Genomic DNA, 20,237 nt, shown 5'->3' on the forward strand with positions numbered 1-20,237 from the left:
CTTTCTTTGCCCCAAAAGAATTTTGAATAAGATAAAAATAAAATGCTGCTCTTTCTAATTGATTTCTTGGTTGTAACATAACGCACATAATAATGTGTAGGGGCATAATTTAAACCTCTAAAGCCACGATAAAAATGTGTGTTTAAAATCATTCTTTACTCCTTGTATAAATTTTGAGAGTTTAAACCCTCATAAAAGCTATTTTAAAAACACAAAATAGCTTTTATTAGAGTTTTTCTCCACGCTCTGTATTGCTATCTTTTTCTTGTAGCTTTTTAATCTCTGCTAAGTCTTCTAGAATCCTCTGCCACTTTTTTATATTTTTTGGGTGGCGGAGTTTTCTTAGAGCATTAGAATAGATTTCATAAGCTCTGCTTGGGCTAATATTTAGTGCTTTCCCAATCTCTTCAAAGCTCATTTTTATCCCAACATTAAAAAGGAAGCCGCTGCTTCTATATGTCTTAATTCAACCTTGCTCCCATCTGCAAAATCTTTAGCTCTTTTTAAAAGCTTCTCGCTTTTTCTAAAGTTGCCACGAGCTAGGTTAAAAACTAAATCAATAGCCTTTTTATCTTCTATGCCAAAGTGCTTACAAAGCGTTTTTAATCTTCATCCTTTAAGCCCTCTTTGTTTTGATAACAAAGTCCTTTTAGCTCCCATTTTGCACCAATTCTAGAGCTTAATTGTCCATACTCGTTGTAATCGTTTCTGCCAATACCTGTAAGATTGTTTTTAAGCTTTTTAGTTCCCACCAAAATTAAAGCAGTGTTTGAAAAATCATAAATGCGTCTTAAGCACTCTAATGCTCTAAATGGTAAATGTTCGCTTTCATCTATGATTAAAACCTTTGAAGTTCTTGCTAACTCACTTGCAATGCCTCTGATTTTATCATCCAAAGAACCTTTAAAACAAATATTTAGTTTATTTTCAAGCCCCACTAAAAGCATTTTTTTGCTAGTTTCTGTTGTTGCTTCAAAAAGCACCACTCTTGTGCCATTTTTAGTAGCATATTCTTTAATGGCTCTGCTTTTTCCAGTTCCTGCTTCGCCGATGATTACTCCCATTTCACGATTACTCATAGCATTTTCAATAGTAACATTAATCGCTTTTGCATCTTTAGTGATAATAAAAGGAGTTTGAAGTTCTTTTATGCTTTTTTCTTCTACAAAGCTTTTAATGTATTTTTCAAGCAAAGGTTCTACTTTTGAAGCGTATTTATAGCCACTTCCTTCTTTCATATATCCCACCATATAGCTTTTATTAATCCCTAAGCGATCTGCTAAATTATTTTGGGAGATATTTTGTGTGTTTAAAAACTTTTTAGTAAGTTCAACTAATTCCATTTTAACTCCTTGTTTTAATTTAGAGTTCTTTTTTAAAAACTCTTTAAAGCTCGTATCAATCAAGCTTTAAACAGCTTTTAACCACTAACCTACAAATTTTCTATTGATAAAATCCTCCATGCTAAATTCCTCTTCTTTCTCTTCACTTTCTTCTTTGTAAATGGCTAAACTTTCTAAATCAATAGGGGCATTTTTAATACTTTCTATTTCTTTTTGTTTATCAAGCTTTTCTTTAGCTAGGGATTTTTGTGTGAGTTCTTGTGTGTTTTCTTCTTTTAGAGATTTATTAAATGCTATTTTTGCAAGTTCTAAATCTTCTTTGATATTTAGCTTAGTAAAGGTGCTTAGTTCTTCTTTTTTAAGCATTTTGGAAATAGAGTTCATATCTTCTTTAAATGCTTTTTTGAGATTTTTTAGGCTTTCAGCGCTAAGTTCAGCAATACTTTCATCTAGTGCTAAGCATATGAAATTACCTTGCAAATCATAGACAAAGAGTTCTTTTGCATTATCAATGTTTTGCACACATTTGACTTTTGTTTTAACGCTTGGCATAAATTCAGATTTGTAAATGCTGCCATTAAAATTAATGCCTTTTTTACCAACAATTCTTAATTCTTTAGCACCTGCATGGAATAAAAACTCTTCATATTCTATTTTTATGATAGGATTAGGGCATTCATTCCATAATTCACTAGGAGTTTTTACGCCTTTCTTTCTTCTAACTTTAGAGCTATTCCATTTATACACTTCAGATTCTAAAAGTTTTTGTGCCTCACTAAAGAGATGCAAGTGTTCTTGGTTTGTCTTTTTAGCAAAGCCATATTTATCTTTAGCGCTTCTTTCTTTTTTAGGAGTTCTTTGCTCGATTAGCTCTCTTTCGCTTAAATTTTTGCCAATAGCACCATGCATTTGTGAAAGTCCTGCGTGTTGGAGTGTGCCAAATCTTCTCTCCACTAGTGCCTTTTCTTCTCCTGCATAGGCAATAGAGGCATCATAAGTTATACCTAAACCATCTAATAAATCTTGAAAGTTTTTAGATAGATAATCTCTACCATTATCCCCTTTAATCATTTTGGGCTTTCCTAAAGTAGAAATTGCATTCCATAAAAGTCGCATTAAAGAAAGAGAATTAGACTTAGGTGCTAAAGAGGCTACTCCTCTGCCACTATACACATCTACAATGCTTAAAATATGAGGGCGAAAAGGCTCTTTAGTAATATCATCACGCACGATAAAATCAGCAGGAGAGCTATCAATCTGCCAACATTCATTTTTGGAAGCAAAAATCTCTCTTTGATTTCCTTGAGAGGGGAGAAAATAGCTTTTAGCCTTATCTAATCCTTTAGTAATAATGCAATGCTCTAGTGGCTTATCTTTAAAATAATTTGTTATAAAGTTTTGCAAGGTTTTTACACTAAAAAGGGGCTTTACTTCTCCTAAATCAAAGCCTATAAAATCATAATTTTCTTTTTTACTAGCCTCTTTATGAATTCTCCACCAAAGCTCTGTATAGTTAAAATCTCCAGCTCCAAAAGTTCTATAAGCACTTAGGGCAAACTCTTGCATCCAACTTTTAAGCTTGGTAGAATCCTTTCTATACATTCCGCGAGTATCTATAAGTCCTAGAATGCCATGTTGGTTGTAATCAGCACGCCAATTAGAGTAATTTCTCCATTCTACTCCGCATAAAATCAGAGCTCGTTTAAGTGTGATACCACCCTCAATATACTTTTCTATTTGCTTTAAAGCTTTCAGTTTTTCTCTAGCCTTTTCTTTGGCTTTTATGGGCAGATTTTCAAAGTTTAGATTTAAAAGAGATAAACTGGGACTTTTTTCTTCTTTTTTCTCTGTTAAATCTAAATCTTCATTTAAAATGGAGTTATTGTCTTTATTGATTTCTTCTAATTTCACATTTTGCGAATTTTGGTCAATAATAGTTATGTTATCGTCGATTAAACCTTGATTAAAGGCGGTTAAAATTTGTTCTTTGCTTACTTTAAAAAGAAGTTTTTTGCCACCTCTGCCACCTTTTTCATTGTCAATTTTAATCCATTCATATTTTTTAGAATTCCTTGTAGCACAAAGACGCAACGCACCTTCACTAACATTAAAGATAATAGAAGCACTTTTGGTATCTAGGTAATACATTATTTTAAGCCCTTTGGAAGTTCATTGATAATATTAAGTTCCAAAAGCTTTTCAAAAATTGCTTTGGTGTTACCTTTAGTTTTACGCTCTCCTGTTAGTTCTCCATTGACTACTTTAAATAGTGTAATATAGTGTAGATTGTGCTGTTTAGCAAAAGCTCTAAGGTTAATGCTGTGATTTTTAAAATACTGCTTTAACATCTTTTTCCTTATTACTTTAATTTTTTTATAAATAGTTAGTATTCTTTTTGTTAGAATACTATTTATAAAAAAGTTAAAGTAATTATATGACAAAATGCGAATTAAGTCAATATTTTTATCGCAAAATGTGAAAATATTTTAAGGGGGTTTAATGAAAAGCTCAAAAAGAATTTTGGAAGAATTATTTGAAAAATTGAATATTAGCAATGATAAGGAATTTTGCGTTAATTACGATATTAAACCAAATACATTAAGCACTTGGAGGAGTAGAAACACGATTCCTTATGAACTTTTGGTGCACATTTCAGAAACAAGCAACATTTCACTTGACGAACTTTTTTTTGATAAAATGAAAGCCAATAATGATGAAATGCGATTAAGGTATTATACAAATGTTGAAGCTGCTGCTGGATATGGAGCTATCAATACAGAATTATCTTATACAGAAATTACAATAAGCAAAAAATTTGCCTTAGAAGCATTGAGATTGCCACCAAAAGTGCAACTTGATATTATCAAGGTTGTGGGTGATAGTATGGAACCTTTTATTCACAATGGAGATATTATTGCGGTAGATATTAGTAAAAATAGGCTAGAATTGATTAGAAATGGGGATATTGTTGTTATAAATCTTGAAGGCGAAATTTATTGCAAAAAACTTTTAAAACAGCCTTTTGTTGATGAAATTGTTTTAAGCTCTTTAAATTCTTACTATAAAGACATCATTGTAACCATAGAACAATTTCAGAATGCACAAATTATTGGCGTTGTATGCAAATCGATGTCAGTAACAACTTTTGAGAATGCGATTGTTCGATATGAGTAGTCTTGTTATTATATTTTTAATTGCTATTGTTTGTTTTGTAGGAGCTCGCTTTCTTAGTAAAAAAGAGAAGGAGTTGGCACAAAAAGAGAGATATAAGCCAAAAGTAGAAAATAAAGAGAAAAAAACCAGTGTTGATTTATGGGAGCAGGTTAAAAAAGATATGCAAAAAATAAATCAAGAACGAAAAAAGGAGAAAGAAAATAAAACCAATAAAGGTAATTTTGCAATACAAATGCCAGAAGATGAGGAAATTGAAATTAATTTTACTACCCATTTTGGATTAATTCAAGATCCTAATATGATAAGGGAAGAGCTTGTCAGAAAAGAATTTCTATATCAATGTTTTCCAGTGACTTGGGAAGTTTTTTTAAAACTTAATAAATATGAAAAAATACTAGCTTATTCAGTTAAAGGTTGTAATGATATTGGGCTATTAACAGAGGTTTATAAACAAATGTTTAAGGGCTTAAAATGGCAGAGTGCGCTTCCAGAAGAGCTTAAAAAAGACATACGATCCAGAAAAAGATATTTATATGAATTTTCAACACCTGTTGAAATAAAGAATAAATTAAGCTATAAAGCTTATCGTTATTACAAAGATTTCTTTTTGGATAAAATGCCACAAGGTAGTTATTTCCTTGTATCATCAAGTAATAGAGGAGATGATTTAAGTGAAGCTTTAGACAATACTTATTTCTTTGAAAATGATGAGTGTTTGGATATGTATTATCCTCCAAATTATTATGGAGATATTTCATCGGTAAGAATAATAGAGCCTCGCTTTTTTAAGCAAAGAGATTACTATAAAAATTGTAAGCATTTTGATCGTTTTGATTTAAAGCCTCATCCTGATTATGATTTTAACATTCCTAAATACATAATAAATCACTATTTGGACATGGAAAGTGTTCTTAAGGATTATGGTAATAGGTAGGCACATTTTTTATTGATAAAAATATTTAAGTTTAAAGTTTGAAGAAAGATAAAATGTAACCAAAAAGTATCATTTTATTTTTCCGCCGACAATTGTCAAGAAAAAATGTTTAAGTTTAAGGTATAAAGAAAGATAAATTTTCCATTTTTATGGAAATTTTATTTTTCTAAATGGAAAATTTATCTTTCCGCCGACATATTCCCATACCTAAAAACCAAAAATAAATATAAAAATTTTTTCTACCTTTATCAAGTTTTATTTACCCAACAAAATACAACCCCAAAAAAATCTTACAAGAAAATAAAAAATCATATTTTGGCATAAAAACTAGCTTTTATTAAAACCTAAAACCCTCCTAGTGCCTTTCAAGAAATTTTACGATTAAGATATATTTACTATATTTTGCTTCTTTTTACCATAAAAGCCACATTTTTTTAAATAACCCTATTTTCTTTTTGGAGTATTTACCTATTAGTTTAACAATCTCTTTTCTCCTAAAAAGTATCGCAAAATCATAGGGGCTAAGTCCTGCTGCATTAACTTTATCAGGATTCGCACCTGCTTTTAAAAGCTCACTTGCCACTGCAATATAGCCTTTAAAACACACCCCAGCAAGTGGAGTAAGATTTTTATCATTTACTTTATCCACATCTGCTCCATAGGAGATAAGAAGTCTTACAGCCTCCAACGCATTATAATAACTTGCAAGCATTATAAGTGTATCACCTTTATGATTTGCTAAATTTGGATTCATTCCATTTTTAAGTAAAATTTCTAGTGATTCTACATCATTTTGCCTAGCAAAATCAAAACTCATTGCACACAACTCTTCTAATCTTTCTTTATCTTGTGGGCTTAAATCCATTTTATTCCTTTCTTAAAAATAAAAAATATTCTAAAAATAGAATTAAGAATCTATAAAAATGCAATACAAAATTGAACTTTTATAGATTTTTAAATTGTCGCCTCATATTTAATGAGGCTTAACAATTTTTCTTATAAAACTAGCTCTTCTACCCTTTTACCATACTCACTATCTGCCTTTTTAAAATGCTCTATTTGGCGTTTTTTGATGTCAGTTGGCACTCCTTCCATTGCTTCTTTGATATTTTGACAAAGCACTTCTCTTTGCTCTTTGCTCATAAGGCGATAAAGCTCTCCAACTTGAGAATAATAATCTGTATCTTCTCTATGATTAAATCTATCTACAATAGCTTCTTCTAAATAAAGAGGTGGTTCTCCTGCATTTTTATCTTCCCTATAATCTTCAAAAATACTTGGCTCATAATTTCTAGCATCATTATAAAAACCTTGTTGCATATAGCCATCGCGGTGAGTATTGTTTGCTTTTGAAGCTTTAGGTGAATTTACAGGAAGCTGATAATGATTAACCCCTAAGCGATAGCGTTGTGTATCTCCATAGCTAAAAAGTCTTCCTTGAAGCATTTTATCAGGGCTAAAGCTAACTCCAGGCACCACATTTGCAGGATTAAATGCTGCTTGCTCTACTTCTGCAAAATAATTTTGCGGATTTCTATTAAGCTCTAAAATCCCAACTTCAATCAGCGGATAATCCTTATGACTCCAAGTTTTAGTCAAATCAAAGGGATTAATTTTATAAGTTTTAGCTTCTTCTTCGCTCATAATCTGCACACAAAATCTCCATTTTGGAAAATTACCTTTTTCTATATTTTCATATAAATCCCTTTGATGGCTTTCTCTATCTTTTGCGATGATTTCCTCTGCTTCTTTATTGGTTAGGTTATGGATTCCTTGCATAGTTTTAAAGTGAAATTTCACCCAAAAACGCTCATTTTTTGCATTAATAAAGCTAAAGGTATGACTACCAAATCCATGCATTTCACGATAACTTCTTGGGATTCCCCTATCACTCATTAAAATCGTTACTTGATGGAGTGATTCAGGATGCAAACTCCAAAAATCCCATGCAGCAGTGGCACTTCTTAAATTAGTTTTAGGATCTCTTTTTTGTGTGTGGATAAAATCAGGAAATTTAATCGCATCACGGATAAAAAACACAGGAGTATTGTTACCTACGATATCCCAATTCCCTTCTTCTGTATAGAATTTCACTGCAAATCCTCTCACATCGCGTTCAGCATCTGCTGCACCTCTCTCACCCGCTACGGTTGAAAATCTCACAAATGCTTCTGTCTTTTTACCTACTTGTGAAAAAATATTTGCTTTTGTGTATTTTGTGATGTCATTTGTAATGGTTAAAGTCCCATAAGCTGCACTTCCTTTTGCATGCACTACACGCTCTGGGATTCTCTCTCTATCAAAATGTGCTAGTTTTTCTAAAAGCCAAGTATCTTGCAAAAGTGTAGGACCTCTTTTAGAAGCTGTGATTGAATTTTGGTTATCATAAATAGGTGCACCTTGTGCGGTTGTAAATTTAGAACTCATTTTGTATCCTTTTTGTTGAAATTATTTGAAGTATTGTAGCATATTTTTATTAAAAGAAAATTATTATTTTTTAATATATATTTTCTAAATATGATAAATTGCTATCCTTACAATTATAACACTTATTTATGATTAATTATATAAAAAGCATACTTTGTAAGGCTTTTTAATGGTTTCTCTTTGTAAAAATTTTAAATATTTTATACAAATTTCCATTAGAATAGTGGAGATGATTTGTAAAATTTTATGTATAATATCGTAACAAATTTTAGGAGTTTGTTTGAAAATATTTTTTAAAACTTTTCTTTTATTCCTTGTCATTTTTTTACTTTTAGGCTGTAAAAAAGAGGATATTGACACTAAAAAAGCTCTCGTTTTAATCATTCAAGAAGTCCATAAAAATTTTCCCAAAAATGATCATCAAGAACTTAAACCCTTTTTTAATGAATTAAATCAACATTTAGAACTTTTAAATATTGCTTATGCGTTTTATATGAGTGAAACTTTAGGACAAAAAGAAGCTTTTTCTTTAAAATCCTATATTCAATATAACTTTAAGATTATGGTCTTTTTGCGCCCCATAACTCTTCCTAAAGAATTCCATTTCAAAACCAAAAATGCCAAAATGTGGGAACAATTTTTCAAAGGATTAGATGAACTAGCAAAAGCCCTTATTTCTAAAGAAAATTTTAGACAAACTTACTTTTTAAATGCTCTTAATATTTTTGCTAAAGGGGTATATATAGAAACTCCACAAATTGAATACTTGCAAGCTTATCTTAGCACTCTACTTTTTTACAAGCAAGATGCCCTTCCCCCTTTAGAAGAACAAATCAATTATGAAGCAAATACACTTTTAGATAAAAATAAAGAACTCTTACTTTCTACAAGTTACAACTACTTTAAAAAAGCCTTTAGCTACATTAAAGAGGATACAAAAGAAAATCCCTACAATCCACTCCAAAATAATAGATACATTCCTTTTGTAAGTGAATTAGCATTTTTATTGATTGGAATTATGTTTTTATCTTTAGGAATTTTAAAATTTAAAAGATTGCTTACCCCTAAAAACAATAACCCACAAAGCTTGCATCAAAATCCAGCCTCCCCTCATCTTTTACATGCTAAATCTCTAAAAAAGTCTTTAAAACCCTATTTTATCTCATTATTATCTTTAATTTTAACTCTAATCTTCATAGGAATAGGATTTACACTAAGCAAATCTGAAATCTTTTTGCAAGTTTTATTAGGATATTTTCTTATTTTTTCTAGCGGTATCTATCTTCTTAGCCTAGATTGGATCTCTAAAAAAGATTAAATATCCTAAATTTTTCATTCATTTAAATTTTAAATTAACTTTTGAATATTTTGTTTTCTCACTTGAATCCATCTCTACAAATCAAAACTTAATATATTCTTAAAATATTTTTAGATAAAATTCGCTTTAATTTTTTGTATTCATAAGGATAAAAATGAGGTGTGCTAGATTTGCTTTTTTGATTGTTTTATGCTCTCTTTTTGCATTTTCTGCACCTCCAGAGCTACCACAAAGCCCTACAATTCCAACGGTTGATTTAACCCTAAGCGCTCCAACAGAACCTGGAGATTTAGTAACTACACTTAATATTGTCGTAGTTTTAACCCTGCTTGTTTTAGCTCCCTCTTTAATCTTAATGGCAACAAGCTTTGCTAGAATCTTAATTGTTTTTTCCTTTTTACGCACCGCAATGGGAACACAACAATCCCCACCTACACAACTTTTAGTTTCTTTTGCTTTGATTTTAACTATGTTTATTATGGAGCCTGTCGCTAAAGAAGGCTATGAAAAAGGTATTAAACCCTACATCGCTAAAGAGATTCCCTATGATGAAGCATTTTTACGCACCGCTAAACCCTTTAAAGATTTTATGATTAGAAACACACGCCCAAAGGATCTAGCACTTTTTTATCGCATTAGAGGTTTAGAAAATCCACAAACGATTAATGATGTGCCACTTACTATTGTTTTACCTGCTTTTATCATTAGTGAGATGAAAACTGCATTCCAAATAGGCTTTTTATTGTATTTACCTTTTTTAGTAATTGATATGGTAATAAGCTCTATTTTAATGGCTATGGGTATGATGATGCTACCTCCTACTATGATTTCGTTGCCTTTTAAAATACTTATATTTGTGCTTGTAGATGGCTTTAATCTTTTAACTTTAAATCTAGTGAGTAGCTTTAAGTGAAAGAATGTCAGTATTATGGAATCTGTGGGGGTTGTTCTCCACAATCTAGCCTAGAAATTAAAATCAAAAATGCAAGTGAGCTTTTAAAAATTCAAGATTTTGAAGTTTTTAGCCTTGAAAGTAGGAGTTTTAGGGCTAGATGTGAGCTTGGGATTTTTCATGATAGTTTAGAAAATTTACACTATACAATGAGAAGTAATAAAGACTTCATTAAAATTGAAAATTGCATTAATTTATTACCCTCTATCCAAGAAACCTTACCTAAGCTCCTATTTGTCTTAAACCAAAAAGAATGGAGGGATTTTTCTTTTAAACTTTTTGCACTAGAAGCCCTAGCTACACAAAACAAGGAGATTCTCCTTACCTTTATCTACCATAAACCTTTAAAAGAAGAATGGAAAAACAAAGCCCTAGCCTTAAAAAATACACTCTCAAGCTTACTTCCTTTTACTTTTCATATTATAGGACGCTCTAGGGGTGTAAAACTAGCATTAGAGCAAGATTTCGTAATAGAAAAATTAGAAATTCTAGGCAAAGAATATTTTTATCGCTATGATGAGGGGGCTTTCACACAGCCCAATCCTAAAATCAATGAAAAAATGATTGAATGGATTTTAAACAATATAGAAAAAAGCAAGGGAGATTTACTTGAAATGTATTGTGGTTGTGGTAATTTCACTATCCCACTCTCACAAAAATTCTCCCAAGTTCTTGCCACAGAAATCTCTAAAGCCTCTATTCAAGCTGCTAAATTTGCCACAGAAGCAAATAAAGTTTCTAATATTCGTTTTGTGCGTTTAAGTGGCGATGAATGCATAGAGGCTATAAAAAGACTAAGAGAATTTAAACGCCTAAAAGGAATCTGCTTAGATGATTTTAATTTCCAAAGTGTTTTAGTAGATCCGCCACGAGCGGGTTTAGGCTCTAAAGTTTGTGAATTTTTATCGCAGTTTAAAAAAATCATTTATATTTCTTGCAATGTTGCAAGCTTAAAAGAAGATTTAGAAATTTTACAAAAAACTCATAAAATCCATAAATTTGCCTTTTTTGATCAGTTTCCAAACACAAACCATATTGAAAGCGGTGTAATTTTACATAAGATTTAAAAAGAAGTTTAAAAGAGATTTTAATTTAATAAATTTAGAGTTTAGTAGCCCAAAGGCTACTAACTTATTCTACTTCAGCATCAATTACATCATCATCTTTTTTGTTATTTTGAGCATTTGCACCATTATTTGCACCTTGCTCATTATTTTTATACATAGCTTCTGCTAGTTTATGGCTTGCTTCTGTTAGCTCTTTTACTTTTGCTTCAATTTCTTCTTTAGAAGCATTTTCATTCTTCAAAGTTTCTTGAAGTGCGTTGATAGCATTTTGAATCTTTTCTGCCTCGCTTGCATCAATTTTATCTTTCATCTCATTTAAGCTCTTTTGGCTTTGATACACTAGGCTATCTGCTTGATTTCTAACTTCAATGATTTCTTTTTTCTTTTTATCTTCTTCTTTGTGTAAATCAGCATCTTTTACCATTTTCTCAATCTCTGAATCAGATAGTCCGCTTGAACCTGTGATTTTAATCTCCTGAGCCTTGCCTGTTGCCTTATCCTTTGCACTAACAGTTAAGATTCCATTTGCGTCAATATCAAAGGTTACTTCAATTTGTGGCACACCTCTTGGAGCAGCTGGGATTCCACTTAGTTCAAAATTACCTAGCACTTTATTATCTCTTGCAAGTTCTCTTTCTCCTTGAAGAACTTGAATCGTAACTGCTGGTTGATTATCCTCTGCAGTGGAGAATACTTGGTTTTTCTTAACGGGAATTGTAGTGCCTCTCTCAATAATCTTAGTCATCACTCCACCTAGAGTTTCAATCCCTAAAGATAATGGGGTAACATCTAATAAAAGCACATCTTTTACATCACCTTTTAATACACCACCTTGAATAGCAGCACCGATTGCTACAACCTCATCGGGATTAACAGATTTATTAAGCTCTTTGCCGATAAAGTCTTTTACTCTCTCTTGAACTTTTGGGATACGAGTAGAACCACCCACCATCACAACTTCTGCAATATCACTCTTACTTAAATCTGCATCTTTAATAACGCTATCGATTTTATCAATGGTTTGATCAATGTATTTTTCAATCAATCCTTCAAATTTTGCTCTGCTAATTTTCTCTACTAAGTGCTTTGGACCACTTGCATCTGCTGTGATGAATGGTAGATTTACTTCAGTTTCTGCAGCACTACTTAGCTCTTTTTTAGCATTTTCTGCTGCTTCTTTTAATCTTTGAAGTGCCATAACATCATTTTTTAGATTGATACCATTTGAATCTTCAAAGCTTTTTGCAAGATAATCAATAATCGCATTATCAAAATCATCTCCACCCAAGAACGCATCTCCACCTGTAGCTAAAACTTCTACAACATTATCACCAGTTTCTAGCACAGTAACGTCAAATGTCCCACCACCAAGGTCATAAACGACAATTTTCTCTGCTTGTTTTTTATCTAGTCCATAAGCTAATGCCGCACTTGTAGGCTCATTAATGATTCTTAATACATTAAGCCCTGCAATAGTTCCTGCTTCTTTTGTAGCCTTTCTTTGTGCGTCGTTAAAATACGCTGGAACAGTGATAACCGCTTCTGTAACCTCTTCTCCTAGATAGCTTTCTGCATCCTCTTTTAGCTTCATTAGAATCTTTGCTGAAATTTCTTGTGGGGTATAAACCTTCCCTGCAATCTCAATCGCACAAGCACCATTTCTATCTACAATCTTATAAGGAAGTCTTTTTTTGGCTTCTTCTGCCTTTTCTTCATTACTCATTAAACCCATAATTCTTTTAATAGAATAAATTGTCTTTTCTGGATTTGTGATTGCCTGTCTTTTAGCTGGATCCCCTACTAAAATCTCGCCTTTATCAGTAAAAGCAACTACTGATGGAGTAGTGTTTTTACCTTCTTTATTTGCAATAATTTTTCCTTCGTTTCCTTCAAATACAGCCATCGCTGAATTTGTTGTTCCTAAGTCGATTCCTAATACTTTTCCCATATTTTATCCTTTCTTTTAAGTTTAGTTTATGTTTAGTTTTTTGCAATGCTAACCATTGAGGGTCGCAAAACTCTCTCTTTATATTTATAGCCCTTTTGCAATTCTGCCACAATCTGCCCATCTTCATGTGCTTCACTTGGCACTTGCATAATCGCATCATGGAAGTTTGGATCAAACCCACCTTCAACACTAATAGGCTCTACACCATTTTTTGCTAAAGCTTTTAAGAGATTGTCTAAAGTCAGTGAAATGCCCTCTTGGATTTTGCCTAAAATCTCACTTGCTTCGTTTGCTTCATTCGCCTCTTTGGCTTCTTTGATACTTTTTAATGCCATTTCTAAAGTATCGATGCTAGTAAGCAAATCTTTAGCAAACTTCTCATAAGCATACTCTAAGCTTTGATCTTTTTCTCTTATTAGCCTTTTTTTAGTGTTTTCAAAATCTGCATAAGTTCTTAAATATTTTTCTTCTAATTCTTTAATTTTTGCTTCTAATGCTTCTTTAGTATCATTTTGCTCTTCTAGCACCTCATTAGCCTCTTTTATTTCTTGGCTTTCTTCTTGTGTGTCTAGATTTGCTTTTTCTTGTTCTTGCATTTCTCTTCCACTCCTTAAATTGATTTAAATTTATATTTGAGGAATTTTAGCCAGTTTTCTCTAAAAATTCAAGTAAAATTATATAACTTTAGTCTAATATTGTCAAGTTTAATCAATAAAAAAATTTAACTTTCTTTAGAAAATAAATTTAATTATCAATTTAAAAGCCCATTTTTAGAGTTTTAAGCAAAATTTTGTTACCCTTTATAAAGATTCTCCAAAAAGGTTTTTTATGAAATTTCTTACTTTTCTTTTATTGATTTCTAGCATTATATTTGCTAATTCCAATATTCCTAAAGTTGCAAATGGCACTACACACATCTTAATCACTGCAAATAAATCCCCAAAACCCATAACTTTTAACAAAAGGCAAATTCAGTGGATAAGCCACCCAAAAGATAAGAATCTAAAAATAGCACTCTTAGGCATCAACTATTACCAAAAACCACAAATTATAAACCTTAGCAATAAAGAAAGCCTTGAGATTGTTGCGGGTAACTATAAAAAAGAACAAATTCAAGTTTCTAAAGAAAAAGCAAAACCCAACAAACAAAACTCACAAAGAATCATCAAAGAAAGAGAGGAGGCATTAAAAATTTATAACATCTACACCAAAGAACGATTTTGGAATGAGCCCTTTTCTTTGCCTATGGAGAGCAAAATCACAAGCTCTTTTGGAAATGCTAGAATCTTTAATGGTGCAATCAAAAGCTACCATAGCGGAACAGACTTTAGAGCTAAAATTGGCACTCCTATTAAGGCTATTAATGATGGAGTAGTTGTAATTGCTAAAAATAGATTTTTAGCAGGGGATTCAGTAGTAATAGATCATGGAGAGGGGATTTATAGTATGTATTATCATTGTAGTGCATTAAAAGTAAAAGTCGGAGATAAAATCAAACAAGGCGATTTAATTGCACTTAGTGGAAATAGCGGAAGAGTAAGCGGACCGCATTTACATTTTGGAATAATGGTAAATGGGGTGCAAGTAGATCCTTTAAACTTTATCCATAAAATCAATGCTTTATTTAACTAGCGTTTTAATGCAAATTTTTAGTTTTAAATATATTTATCTACATTCCTAAAAGTGTCTAAATTTTACAATTTTACCTTTTTAAAATTTTATACTATAATGCCCTTATCCATTGTGGCTCAATGGTGCAAAAAGGTTGAAAACCTATGTCGTGAGTAAAAAGCTCAGTTCTCTTTAGTGGGAGCTGGGCTTTTTTGGTTATTTAATAAAACCACTCTCTTTAGTAGTTTTATTTCTTATTTATAAAACTAAAATAGCTAAATTTAAATTACTACAAACCTCTTTACCTTACAGACTTATTCCCTCTTAAAGCGTTATTAAGTTGCTGAATCATCATAGGATTACTACCCAAATCAAAGTTGTTAATGATTTTTCTCACATCTCTTTCATCTAAAACCTCTAAAGCTTCCTTTATGATAAGTCCAAAAGCTATTTCATCTTCAATAGCAATCACTTCAGCAAAACGCTTTGTAAATTGTTTAATCAATATCTTTTCTTCTTTTTCTTTATTGCGATCATTAATCAACACCCTTTCAATTTGCTCCAAAGTTTTAAGACGTTTATTTTTTAATACTTTTCTTTTATAAGCGTTTGTAAGCTTTAAAATATTTTCAATTACTTTTTCTTTTTTATTTGCGTCCTCATAAAAATTCTCATAATTCTCATAAAGAAAATCAGGATAATAATCCCTTAAAATTTCAAATTTATATTGTGCCATATTGCTAAGCTTTTCTTTAGCTCCTTTTGCTTCCAGACTAGCAATCGCTTCCCTTAAAAAAGCAATATGCTCACGCTTTTTACTATAAAATTTCATCTGCTCACTTAACTCTTCTGCTGGATAAGAAGCACATAGCTCCTCAATCTTACTCAACAACTTTTCTTGATAGCACCTAAAACAAAGCTCCACTATTTGCGTAACTTGTTTATAACGCCTATCGCTTGTTTGCGTTAAAATCAAATCCGTAGCTTCATTAAGTGTATAATCTTCTAAAAACTCTTCAATAACTTCATAAAGCTTAATAAAATCTAATTCTTCTTGCATAAGCAACTGCTTGATTTGCGAGAGTTTTTTTAAAGACTGATTATCCTCTATCTCTTCTAGTGCGACTTCTTTTTGCTTATTTTTGACATATTCTAAATGCTCTAAAAGTTTTTTTTTGCTCTCTTGTTTAAAAAGCTCTATAAGCTCATTTGTAGGCATTACTTCAAGCTTTGAAAGATCTAAGCCATGCTTTTTTAACTGCCAAATTAACTCACGCCTATCCCTCATTGAAGCGCCTCCCAAACCCTATAAGCTTGTATATGCTCTTTTAAATCATGCACTCTTATAATGCTTGCACCCTTTCTAATCGCTTCTAAATGAATAGCTAATGTTCCTGCTAGTCTTTCTTCTGCACAGCTTGGATAAATTGCATCAATCATAGACTTCCTGCTTGCACCCACCAACAAAGGATAACCCAAATGTAAAAAATGCCCTAAATGTTTAATAAGCTCACAATTATGCTCTAAAGTTTTACCAAAGCCTATACCAACATCTAAAATAATCTGCGAATTGCCATTATTTTGCAAAGCTTCTATTTGCCTTTTAAAAAAATTTTCAATTTCTAAAAAAAGATTCACATAATTTGGATTTTCTTGCATACTGCGTGGCTCTCCTTGCATATGCATTACCACACATTCACACTCATAACCTCTAATAGCTTCTAACATTTTTGGTTTTGTAAAGCCTGTAATATCATTTACAATTTTAAATCCACTTTCTAAACAAATTTGAGCAACTTTTGGCTCATAAGTATCTATACTAAAATCCACTCTTTTATACAATGAATGCAATTTTATAAAATCTGCTAGAGGCTTAATACGCTTTAATTCTTCATTTTTATCTACCCAAGCACTCCCAGGCCTACTTGAAGCCCCTCCAATATCAATAATATCCGCTCCCTGCTCTATTAGCTCCTCAATTTTTTTACAAGCTTCATTCTCACTTTTTCTTGAACTCGCATAAAAACTATCAGGAGTTGCATTAATAATCCCCATAAACCTTATTTTATTTTTTGGAGTTTGCAAATGCTTTTTTAATTCTTGTGCTAATTCTTTTAAACCAAAAGGTTGCATAGATAGCTTTTTAATGAGTGCTTTAGATTGTGCAATGCTTAGCATTAAGATCCCATCATACTTCTCTTTTTGATACAAAATAGCATCTTTTGGAAGTGCAAAATCAGCACCACTCGCTAAAGCCTCTTGCTTTAAAATATTTGCTGCGGGTGCTTTTAAATCATAAATATAAAAGCTATGAATCTCTTCTTTATTTTTTAAAATCTCATAACCTAACTTATCACAACCTAAATTTTTTAATTCAACTTTGGCATCGCTTAGCTTTTTTAAAAACATCTAAAACCTTTTTGCATTTTTTACCCTAAGAAGCATAAGCAAAAGCACACCAAGCACATAATGTGCCCTTTCATATTGCATACTCCAAGTAATCGCCCTATCAAAATACTCTAGCTCTTCTTGCTTTAATGGTAAGCCTAAGCTCTCCATATAAAGACTTTGAATAAGCTCTTTTAGATTGTATTCATTAGGATTTTTAGAAACTTCTTTTAAAAATTCATAAACAGAAGATAAATTAAGGTTAGCTATATCCAAAGGAAAAGCAGGAAGTCGTTTTTTTTGTGTATGGTTTAATAAAATAAGACGCGATTTAATAGTGGGCAAAAGGGAGGATTTAAGCCTAGCAATCAAAACAAACTTAACACCGCTAGGTGGCTCTTCTAAAATCTTTAAAAGTGCATTTTGTGCTGCAATATTAAAAGATTCAGCTGCAATTAAAATAATTTTAGTGCCATTACTTGCGATATATCCCTCTTCAATCACACTGCGTGCTAAATCAATACTAAAATCATTTGCACAAAATAATTTGCTCTTTTGCTCTCCTAACTTTTTATGATATTCCATAGCTTCTTCTATTGGATTATTTACAAGCAAAATCACACCTATTTTATTTTCTTCTAAAAGCTTATTTACCTCCATTAATCCAAACTAACCTTTCCTAAAAGCATTGCTTCTAGTGTATGATTAAAAATACGATAAAGCTGCATAAGTTTAATATCTACTAAATTATCACTAGATTGCAGAGTAAAGCTATTTTGCATTTCTTCATCAAATATCCATAAAAAACCACCCTCACGGCTTAAAGCAAGTTTAGCTCTTGCTGAATTATTTTTCCCAACATACCAAAAAAAACATCGCTTAGTAAAAAGATTATCCAAATAATCATTAATTAAAGCAATCTCTAATTCCTCTTCTTTTGCTTTATCAATTTGCGGAAAAAGCGCATTAATGCTTAAAATCGGCAAATAAGGACGCGCACTTGTTTTATTGATAGAATGCGCTACATAATTTGCAAACCAATCCCTTTCTCTATCGGTTACCAAAATCAAAGCTTCCCCTGCAAAAAGCCTATACATTACACTTTTTAACAAGGGTATCCATTCATATTTACGCTCTTCTAGCCAAGTGGGGTGGCTTTCATCTTGGCGGATATTTTTAGTGCTCCAATCTGTTAGATTCAACATTTATTTATCAAGCTCATAAACACTATGCAATGTTCTAATAGCAAGTTCTGCGTATTTTAAGCGGATAATCATAGAAATTTTAATCTCGCTTGTGCTAATCATCATAATGTTAATATTATCTTCTGCTAATGCTCTAAAAGCTTTAGAAGCCACGCCACTATGAGATTTCATTCCTACTCCCACGATAGATACTTTTGCAATATCTTTATCATAATCAATAGATTCTACACTGCCTTCAAAACTTTTCAACACGCGTTTTGCATTTTCTAATTCCACTTCTGGAATGGTAAAATCCAAATCTGTCTTACCATCTCTACCAATAGTTTGCACAATCATATCTACATTTACATTTGCCTCACTCAAAGCCCCAAAAATCTCTGCTGCAATTCCAGGCCTATCTTCTACATTACAAATACTTACTCTTGCTTGATTTTTATCTAGTGCGATTCCGCTAACAATAGGGTGTTCCATAATTTCTTGCTCCTTTGTAATTAATGTTCCTTCATTATAATTAAAACTATTTCTTGTTACTAAATTTACATTTAACTTCTTTGCCATTTCAACAGAGCGATTAAGCAATACTTTAGCTCCCATTGATGCAAGTTCTAGCATTTCATCATAGCTAATTTTATCTATTTTTTTAGCATTAGGCTCTATACGTGGATCTGTGGTATAAACCCCATCAACATCTGTATATATCTCACACAAATCTGCTCCCAAAGCTCCAGCTAGTGCCACAGCTGAAAGATCGCTCCCACCTCTTCCTAGAGTAGTAACTTCGCCCTCTTTTGTCACACCTTGAAATCCTGCAACTACGACAATATAGTCTTTTGCCAAAAGTGCATTAAGACGCGCAACATCAATATATTCGATTCTTGCTTTTGTATGAGAATCATCTGTAATAATTCCTGCTGCTCTTCCACTAAGCGAAATTGCTTTAAATCCTAATTCTTCCAAAGCAATCGCTAAAAGTGCACTTGTTACCCTCTCACCTGCACTTAAAACCATATCACTCTCTCTTAAATTCGGAAGACGCGAAAAAAACTTTGTATATCCTAAAAGCTTATCTGTTTCTCCACTCATAGCTGAAACTACAACAACAACTCCATGTCCTTTTTGTTTAGTTTCACTGACGCGTTTTGCCACATTTAAAATGCGTTCACAATCCCCAACGCTTGTTCCACCATATTTTTGAACCACCAACATTATAAATACCCCTTTTTCTTAAAATATTCTAAAACCTGCCTATAAACAGGACGCTTAAAATAAGTAATATACTCAAACACTTTATCTGCTTCTACAAATTTATATGCATCAAATTCTGGCTCCTCCGTCTTAATATTAATCTTGCTATTTTCTTTCAATCTTACAAGAAAGTATTTTTGTATTTGCCCATCATAAGGATACATCTTTTTAACCACAGAGGGCGGAAAATCATAACTAATCCATTCAGGATATTCTGCAATAATATCTACATTATCTGTTCCAATTTCTTCTTTTAATTCCCTAAATAAAGCTTCTTTTGGAGTTTCACTCTTATCAATTCCACCTTGAGGAAACTGCCAAGCATTTTTAATATCAGATCTACTTGCAATAAACAATTCACAATTTAGGGGATATTTAGAAGAGAGTATCACAGCTGCAACATTTGGGCGATAAGTCTTAGCTTCCTTTCTCACTTCATAAACTCCTATTAAAACTTACTTTTAATCTCTAGCAACACTATAAATATCTAATAAATTAGTAAGTTTTTTAAAATTCTAGCTCAATTCTTACTTTTTACAAAAATAAGCTTCTTTATTTAAAGTAAAATTATAACCATCTTTTTTTAAAAATCAATATATCTTACCTAATACTCGGTATTTTTTTA

Annotated in this window: 19 protein-coding genes and 1 pseudogene; 6 read left to right on the forward strand and 14 right to left on the reverse strand. The window is 31.8% G+C overall.

Going from position 1 to position 20,237, the window contains the following annotated elements; genetic code table 11:
* Positions 1–226 precede the first annotated feature (226 nt).
* The 4 genes and pseudogenes from EBF09_RS07330 to EBF09_RS07345 form a co-directional block, all read right to left on the reverse strand.
* On the reverse strand, positions 227–418 hold the full coding sequence (locus EBF09_RS07330) for a sigma factor-like helix-turn-helix DNA-binding protein (RefSeq protein WP_121764468.1): 192 nt from the start codon (positions 416–418) through the stop codon (positions 227–229).
* Positions 419–420: 2 nt separating this feature from the next.
* Positions 421–1,343 (reverse strand): annotated as a pseudogene (locus tag EBF09_RS07335) (AAA family ATPase).
* A gap of 84 nt (positions 1,344–1,427) precedes the next feature.
* Positions 1,428–3,491 (reverse strand): DDE-type integrase/transposase/recombinase, encoded by a 2,064-nt coding sequence (locus EBF09_RS07340; protein WP_121764469.1) that lies wholly within the window; start codon positions 3,489–3,491, stop codon positions 1,428–1,430.
* A complete protein-coding gene (locus tag EBF09_RS07345; RefSeq protein ID WP_121764470.1) occupies positions 3,491–3,691 on the reverse strand; it encodes a hypothetical protein in 201 nt (66 codons plus the stop codon). Before EBF09_RS07345 ends, EBF09_RS07340 begins: the two co-directional genes overlap by 1 nt.
* Before the next feature lie 151 nt (positions 3,692–3,842).
* On the opposite strand from EBF09_RS07345, the gene EBF09_RS07350 reads away from it, so the two are divergent.
* Both EBF09_RS07350 and EBF09_RS09235 read left to right on the forward strand, forming a co-directional pair.
* Positions 3,843–4,517 (forward strand): LexA family transcriptional regulator, encoded by a 675-nt coding sequence (locus EBF09_RS07350; RefSeq protein WP_121764471.1) that lies wholly within the window; start codon positions 3,843–3,845, stop codon positions 4,515–4,517.
* Entirely contained in the window at positions 4,510–5,451 is a 942-nt protein-coding gene (locus EBF09_RS09235) for a hypothetical protein (protein ID WP_198672564.1), read from the forward strand. Before EBF09_RS07350 ends, EBF09_RS09235 begins: the two co-directional genes overlap by 8 nt.
* A 412-nt stretch (positions 5,452–5,863) precedes the next feature.
* Here the strand turns inward: EBF09_RS09235 and EBF09_RS07360 are convergent, their stop codons facing one another.
* Both EBF09_RS07360 and EBF09_RS07365 read right to left on the reverse strand, forming a co-directional pair.
* The gene (locus tag EBF09_RS07360) at positions 5,864–6,316 is read right to left on the reverse strand and encodes an ankyrin repeat domain-containing protein (protein WP_121764472.1); all 453 of its coding nucleotides are present in this window, start codon (positions 6,314–6,316) and stop codon (positions 5,864–5,866) included.
* 131 nt (positions 6,317–6,447) lie between these two features.
* Positions 6,448–7,878: a catalase gene (locus EBF09_RS07365; protein WP_121764473.1), complete on the reverse strand. Its 1,431-nt coding sequence runs from the start codon at positions 7,876–7,878 to the stop codon at positions 6,448–6,450.
* 280 nt (positions 7,879–8,158) lie between these two features.
* Between EBF09_RS07365 and EBF09_RS07375 the strand changes: the two genes are divergently transcribed.
* The 3 genes from EBF09_RS07375 (at position 8,159) to trmA (ending at position 11,215) form a co-directional block, all read left to right on the forward strand.
* Complete coding sequence (locus EBF09_RS07375) at positions 8,159–9,196, forward strand: hypothetical protein (RefSeq protein WP_121764475.1); 1,038 nt, start codon at positions 8,159–8,161, stop codon at positions 9,194–9,196.
* Between the two features lie 154 nt (positions 9,197–9,350).
* Positions 9,351–10,109 carry a flagellar type III secretion system pore protein FliP gene (gene fliP, locus EBF09_RS07380; RefSeq protein WP_121764476.1) on the forward strand — a complete coding sequence of 253 codons (759 nt, stop codon included), beginning with the start codon at positions 9,351–9,353 and terminating at the stop codon, positions 10,107–10,109.
* Entirely contained in the window at positions 10,106–11,215 is a 1,110-nt protein-coding gene (gene trmA / locus EBF09_RS07385) for a tRNA (uridine(54)-C5)-methyltransferase TrmA (protein ID WP_121764477.1), read from the forward strand. Before fliP ends, trmA begins: the two co-directional genes overlap by 4 nt.
* Positions 11,216–11,279: 64 nt before the next feature.
* Here trmA and dnaK read toward each other — a convergent pair whose 3' ends face one another.
* Together dnaK and grpE are read right to left on the reverse strand one after the other, a co-directional pair.
* Positions 11,280–13,163 carry a molecular chaperone DnaK gene (gene dnaK / locus EBF09_RS07390; RefSeq protein WP_121764478.1) on the reverse strand — a complete coding sequence of 628 codons (1,884 nt, stop codon included), beginning with the start codon at positions 13,161–13,163 and terminating at the stop codon, positions 11,280–11,282.
* Between the two features lie 32 nt (positions 13,164–13,195).
* The gene (gene grpE, locus EBF09_RS07395; protein ID WP_121764479.1) at positions 13,196–13,759 is read right to left on the reverse strand and encodes a nucleotide exchange factor GrpE; all 564 of its coding nucleotides are present in this window, start codon (positions 13,757–13,759) and stop codon (positions 13,196–13,198) included.
* A gap of 232 nt (positions 13,760–13,991) precedes the next feature.
* Between grpE and pgp3 the strand changes: the two genes are divergently transcribed.
* Positions 13,992–14,795, forward strand: coding sequence for a peptidoglycan metallopeptidase Pgp3 (pgp3, locus tag EBF09_RS07400; protein ID WP_121764480.1), 804 nt, complete (start codon positions 13,992–13,994; stop codon positions 14,793–14,795).
* A gap of 280 nt (positions 14,796–15,075) precedes the next feature.
* Here pgp3 and EBF09_RS07405 read toward each other — a convergent pair whose 3' ends face one another.
* From EBF09_RS07405 to EBF09_RS07430, 6 genes are read right to left on the reverse strand one after another with little or no spacing between them, the layout of a single operon-like run.
* The gene (locus EBF09_RS07405; RefSeq protein ID WP_121764481.1) at positions 15,076–16,062 is read right to left on the reverse strand and encodes a hypothetical protein; all 987 of its coding nucleotides are present in this window, start codon (positions 16,060–16,062) and stop codon (positions 15,076–15,078) included.
* Positions 16,059–17,183, reverse strand: coding sequence for a dihydropteroate synthase (gene folP, locus EBF09_RS07410; protein WP_121764482.1), 1,125 nt, complete (start codon positions 17,181–17,183; stop codon positions 16,059–16,061). The genes EBF09_RS07405 and folP overlap by 4 nt, the downstream gene beginning before the upstream one ends.
* Positions 17,184–17,822: a DNA polymerase III subunit delta' gene (locus EBF09_RS07415; protein WP_121764483.1), complete on the reverse strand. Its 639-nt coding sequence runs from the start codon at positions 17,820–17,822 to the stop codon at positions 17,184–17,186.
* On the reverse strand, positions 17,822–18,367 hold the full coding sequence (locus tag EBF09_RS07420) for a HobA family DNA replication regulator (RefSeq protein ID WP_121764484.1): 546 nt from the start codon (positions 18,365–18,367) through the stop codon (positions 17,822–17,824). Before EBF09_RS07420 ends, EBF09_RS07415 begins: the two co-directional genes overlap by 1 nt.
* Positions 18,368–19,573 carry an aspartate kinase gene (locus EBF09_RS07425; protein ID WP_121764485.1) on the reverse strand — a complete coding sequence of 402 codons (1,206 nt, stop codon included), beginning with the start codon at positions 19,571–19,573 and terminating at the stop codon, positions 18,368–18,370.
* Positions 19,573–20,046 carry an RNA pyrophosphohydrolase gene (locus EBF09_RS07430; RefSeq protein ID WP_121764486.1) on the reverse strand — a complete coding sequence of 158 codons (474 nt, stop codon included), beginning with the start codon at positions 20,044–20,046 and terminating at the stop codon, positions 19,573–19,575. Before EBF09_RS07430 ends, EBF09_RS07425 begins: the two co-directional genes overlap by 1 nt.
* Positions 20,047–20,237 lie beyond the last annotated feature (191 nt).

It is taken from the genome of Helicobacter burdigaliensis, assembly GCF_003670295.1.
GTDB classification, from domain to species: domain Bacteria; phylum Campylobacterota; class Campylobacteria; order Campylobacterales; family Helicobacteraceae; genus Helicobacter_D; species Helicobacter_D burdigaliensis.

What these genes read in the sequence shown, in the direction of transcription:
- EBF09_RS07330 (WP_121764468.1), bottom strand. Translation starts at nt 418, where the DNA reads ATGAGCTTTGAAGAGATTGGGAAAGCACTAAATATTAGCCCAAGCAGA.
- EBF09_RS07340 (WP_121764469.1), bottom strand. Translation starts at nt 3,491, where the DNA reads ATGTATTACCTAGATACCAAAAGTGCTTCTATTATCTTTAATGTTAGT.
- EBF09_RS07345 (WP_121764470.1), bottom strand. Translation starts at nt 3,691, where the DNA reads ATGTTAAAGCAGTATTTTAAAAATCACAGCATTAACCTTAGAGCTTTT.
- EBF09_RS07350 (WP_121764471.1), top strand. Translation starts at nt 3,843, where the DNA reads ATGAAAAGCTCAAAAAGAATTTTGGAAGAATTATTTGAAAAATTGAAT.
- EBF09_RS09235 (WP_198672564.1), top strand. Translation starts at nt 4,510, where the DNA reads ATGAGTAGTCTTGTTATTATATTTTTAATTGCTATTGTTTGTTTTGTA.
- EBF09_RS07360 (WP_121764472.1), bottom strand. Translation starts at nt 6,316, where the DNA reads ATGGATTTAAGCCCACAAGATAAAGAAAGATTAGAAGAGTTGTGTGCA.
- EBF09_RS07365 (WP_121764473.1), bottom strand. Translation starts at nt 7,878, where the DNA reads ATGAGTTCTAAATTTACAACCGCACAAGGTGCACCTATTTATGATAAC.
- fliP (WP_121764476.1), top strand. Translation starts at nt 9,351, where the DNA reads ATGAGGTGTGCTAGATTTGCTTTTTTGATTGTTTTATGCTCTCTTTTT.
- dnaK (WP_121764478.1), bottom strand. Translation starts at nt 13,163, where the DNA reads ATGGGAAAAGTATTAGGAATCGACTTAGGAACAACAAATTCAGCGATG.
- grpE (WP_121764479.1), bottom strand. Translation starts at nt 13,759, where the DNA reads ATGCAAGAACAAGAAAAAGCAAATCTAGACACACAAGAAGAAAGCCAA.
- pgp3 (WP_121764480.1), top strand. Translation starts at nt 13,992, where the DNA reads ATGAAATTTCTTACTTTTCTTTTATTGATTTCTAGCATTATATTTGCT.
- EBF09_RS07405 (WP_121764481.1), bottom strand. Translation starts at nt 16,062, where the DNA reads ATGAGGGATAGGCGTGAGTTAATTTGGCAGTTAAAAAAGCATGGCTTA.
- folP (WP_121764482.1), bottom strand. Translation starts at nt 17,183, where the DNA reads ATGTTTTTAAAAAAGCTAAGCGATGCCAAAGTTGAATTAAAAAATTTA.
- EBF09_RS07415 (WP_121764483.1), bottom strand. Translation starts at nt 17,822, where the DNA reads ATGGAGGTAAATAAGCTTTTAGAAGAAAATAAAATAGGTGTGATTTTG.
- EBF09_RS07420 (WP_121764484.1), bottom strand. Translation starts at nt 18,367, where the DNA reads ATGTTGAATCTAACAGATTGGAGCACTAAAAATATCCGCCAAGATGAA.
- EBF09_RS07425 (WP_121764485.1), bottom strand. Translation starts at nt 19,573, where the DNA reads ATGTTGGTGGTTCAAAAATATGGTGGAACAAGCGTTGGGGATTGTGAA.